Source organism: Streptomyces sp. AcH 505, from assembly GCF_000818175.1.
In the GTDB taxonomy this organism is placed as follows: Bacteria; Actinomycetota; Actinomycetes; order Streptomycetales; family Streptomycetaceae; genus Streptomyces.
Window position 1 is genome coordinate 4,833,144 of the sequence record NZ_JTIY01000001.1, and the last position, 3,607, is coordinate 4,836,750.

Here is a 3,607-nt window from a genome sequence, read left to right on the forward strand (position 1 = left end):
GACCGGGCGCGGCTGCTGCGCCGCTTCGCCGCCCTCGTCGACACGCACACCGAGGAACTGGCCCGGCTGGAGGTACGCGAAGCCGGCCACACCATCGGCAACGCCCGCTGGGAGGCGGGCAATGTCCGCGATCTGCTCGACTACGCGGCGGGCGGGGTCGAGCGGCTGACCGGCCGGCAGATCCCCGTGGCCGGGGGCATCGACGTCACGTTCCTCGAACCCCTCGGGGTGATCGGGGTGATCGTCCCCTGGAACTTCCCCATGCCGATCGCCGGCTGGGGCGCGGCGCCCGCGCTCGCGGCAGGCAACGCCGTCATCCTCAAGCCCGCCGAGACCACCCCGCTCACCGCGCTGCGCCTCGCCGAACTGGCCCTGGAGGCAGGCCTTCCCGAGCATCTGCTGCAAGTCCTGCCAGGCGCCGGGGACATCGCGGGCAACGCCCTCGTCGAAAACCCCGGCGTGGCCAAGATCGTGTTCACCGGGTCCACCCGCGTCGGCAGGCAGATCATGGCGAAGTGCGCGGAGCGGGTGAAGCGCGTCACCCTCGAACTCGGCGGCAAGAGCCCCAACATCGTCTTCGCCGACGCCGACCTCGAACAGGCGGCGGCCACCGCGCCGATGTCCTTCCTCGACAACGCGGGACAGGACTGCTGCGCCCGCACCCGCATCCTCGTCCAGCGCGAGGTGTACGACCGCTTCCTCGACCTGCTCGCCCCGGCGCTGAGCGCCGTCGTCGTCGGCGACCCCGCCGACGAGGCGACCCAGATGGGCCCGCTGATCTCGGCCGTCCAGCTGGAGCGCGTACGGTCCTACGTCCCCGACGGCGCGCCCGCGCTGCGCGGCAGCGCACCCGTGGGGCCCGGCTTCTGGTTCCCGCCGACCGTCCTCACCGAAGCCCCCGCCGACTCACCGGCCGCCGTCCAGGAGGTCTTCGGCCCGGTCGCCGTCGTCCTGCCCTTCGACGGCGAACAGGACGCGGTCCGGCTCGCCAACGCCACCGACCACGGCCTCGCGGGCTCCATCTGGACCCGCGACGTGGGCCGCGCCCTGCGCGTCTCCCGCGGGGTCGCCGCCGGGAACCTGTCCGTCAACTCGCACAGCAGCGTGCGCTACAGCACCCCCTTCGGCGGCTTCAAACAGTCCGGGCTCGGCCGCGAACTCGGCCCCGACGCACTGACCGCCTTCACCGAAACCAAGAACGTCTTCATCAGCACGGAGGCCTGAGCACCCATGACCGAAGCCACCACGGACGCCGTCTGCCGCCGACTGGTCGGCCGCACCGCCGTCATCACCGGAGCCGGCAGCGGCATCGGCCTCGCCACCGCCCGCAGGCTCGCCTCCGAAGGCGCCCATGTCGTCTGCGGCGACATCGACGAGACCACCGGCCGCACCACGGCCGACGAGGTCGGCGGCACCTTCGTACGGGTCGACGTCACCGACCCCGAACAGGTCGAAGCGCTGTTCAGGACGGCGTACGACACCTACGGCAGCGTCGACGTCGCCTTCAACAACGCGGGCATCTCCCCGCCCGACGACGACTCGATCCTCACCACCGGCCTCGCGGCCTGGCGCCGGGTCCAGGAGGTCAACCTCACCTCCGTCTACCTCTGCTGCAAGGCCGCGATCCCCTACATGCAGCGCCAGGGCAGGGGCTCCATCATCAACACCGCGTCGTTCGTGGCCAGACTGGGCGCGGCGACCTCGCAGATCTCGTACACCGCGTCCAAGGGCGGCGTGCTCGCCATGTCCAGGGAACTGGGCGTCCAGTTCGCCCGCGAAGGCATCAGGGTCAACGCCCTGTGCCCGGGCCCCGTCAACACCCCGCTGCTCCAGGAACTCTTCGCCAAGGACCCGGAACGCGCGGCCCGCCGCCTGGTCCACATCCCGGTCGGCCGCTTCGCGGAGGCCACCGAGATCGCCGCCGCCGTGGCCTTCCTCGCCAGCGACGACGCGTCCTTCGTCAACGCCACGGACTTCCTGGTCGACGGCGGCATCGCGGGCGCCTACGTCACCCCGGTGTAGCCGCGGCCGCCGGGGAGGGCGGCCGCGTGGCCACGGGACCGCGTCAGAGGAACGTCTTGCCCTCGCCCCGGTAGGTCGGGGTCTCGGCGGTCAGGTGGTCGCCCTCCAGCAGGTGCAGGGTGTCGAACCGTTCGCACAGTTCGCCCGCCTTCGCGTGCCGGAACCAGACCTTGTCGCCGATCAGGAGGTCGTCCGCCGGCGAGCCGAGCAGGGGGGTCTGGACCTCACCCGGGCCCTCCTGCGCGTCGTAGCGCAGGCCCTCAGGGAGATACGGTTCGGGCAGCCGGTCGGGGCCTGCCGCGCCCGACGCCGGGTAGCCGCCGCCGAGGACCGTCACCACGCCGACGCCCGGCCTGCGGACCACCGGCAGGGCGAAGAGCGCTGCCGGGCGGCCGGTGAACGACGTGTAGTTGTCGAACAGGCGCGGTACGTAGAGGCCAGAACCCGCCGCGATCTCCGTCACCGCCTCCTCGGCGGCCGTGTGCTGGACGCTGCCCGTGCCGCCGCCGTTGACGAACTCCAGCTCCGGGGCCACCGCGCGGACCGCGCGTACGACGGCGCCGCGCCGGTCCGCCAGTTCCCTGCGGGCCGTCGCCTGCATCAGCCTGATCGCCCGCGAGCGCAGCGGCCGGTCGGCGATCGCGTCGCCGACGCCCGCGATATGGCCCTCGTACGCCATCAGACCCACCAGCCGGAAGCCCGGCCTGCGCGCCACCGACCGCGCCAGCTCGACCAGTTGTGCCGGCTCGCGCAGCGGCGAGCGCAGCGCGCCGATCCGTACCCGGCCGCCGAACATCCGGAGCGACGTGTCGAGTTCCAGACAGACCCGGATCTCCTCCTGACCGCCCGCACGCGCCAGATCGATCAGATCCAGCTGCGCCGGATCGTCGACCATCACCGTCACGGCGGCGGCCAGCTTGGGGTCGGCCGCCAGCTCCGCGTACGCGGAGCGGTCCGCCGACGGGTACGCCAGCAGTACGTCGTCGAAACCGGCGCGCGCCAGCCACAGCGACTCCGCCAGCGTGAACGACATGATCCCGGCGAAACCGTCCCTGGCCAGCACCCGTTCCAGCAGCGCACGGGAGCGAACGGACTTGCTGGCCACCCGGATCGGCTTGCCCGCCGCCCGCCGGACGAGATCGTCCGCGTTCGCGTCGAAGGCGTCGAGATCGACGATCGCGAACGGGGCGTCGAGATGAGCGGTGGCCCGGTCGTAGCGGGCCCTGTCAGTGGCGCGGGGAGTCATGGACCGAGCTTGCCAGACAGGATTACCCGACGGTAGGGGGATCTATTGGGCAGATCACCACCGGCCGGTCCACCCGTTCCCTCCGGGGGTGGTCCAGCCCGTAGAGTGACGCACACGCGGCGTTCGAACGGGCCTGCCCGGCAAGGCGGATCGGCGCGGGCCGAACAGCGGACCGAACTGCACAGGGGGGCAGATGAGCACCGACGCGCGGCGCTCCTCCATACCGCCCCGGCCCACGGAGCCTCCCGAGGTCCAGCCGCCGCCCGGCGTGCCCCAGCCCCGCTCCCGCATCACGGACGCGCTGCTGCCGCCCAAACCGCCGGCGCCGCCCCGGCCCGC

Annotated in this window: 3 protein-coding genes; 2 read left to right on the forward strand and 1 reads right to left on the reverse strand. The window is 72.6% G+C overall.

Going from position 1 to position 3,607, the window contains the following annotated elements:
- On the forward strand, nt 1-1,224 hold a 1,224-nt coding region (locus HY68_RS22070; RefSeq protein ID WP_041991453.1), incomplete at its 5' end, for an aldehyde dehydrogenase family protein.
- 6 nt (nt 1,225-1,230) lie between these two features.
- Nucleotides 1,231-2,022, forward strand: a complete 792-nt coding sequence (locus tag HY68_RS22075) for a 3-oxoacyl-ACP reductase (RefSeq protein WP_041991455.1) — start codon at nt 1,231-1,233, stop codon at nt 2,020-2,022.
- Nucleotides 2,023-2,065: 43 nt separating this feature from the next.
- Here the strand turns inward: HY68_RS22075 and HY68_RS22080 are convergent, their stop codons facing one another.
- Entirely contained in the window at nt 2,066-3,268 is a 1,203-nt protein-coding gene (locus tag HY68_RS22080; RefSeq protein WP_041991457.1) for an amino acid deaminase/aldolase, read from the reverse strand.
- Between the last annotated feature and the right edge of the window lie 339 nt (nt 3,269-3,607).

Bases quoted from the DNA above. Each gene is read 5' to 3' on its own strand.
- HY68_RS22080 (WP_041991457.1), bottom strand. From the start codon at position 3,268: ATGACTCCCCGCGCCACTGACAGGGCCCGCTACGACCGGGCCACCGCT.
- HY68_RS22075 (WP_041991455.1), top strand. From the start codon at position 1,231: ATGACCGAAGCCACCACGGACGCCGTCTGCCGCCGACTGGTCGGCCGC.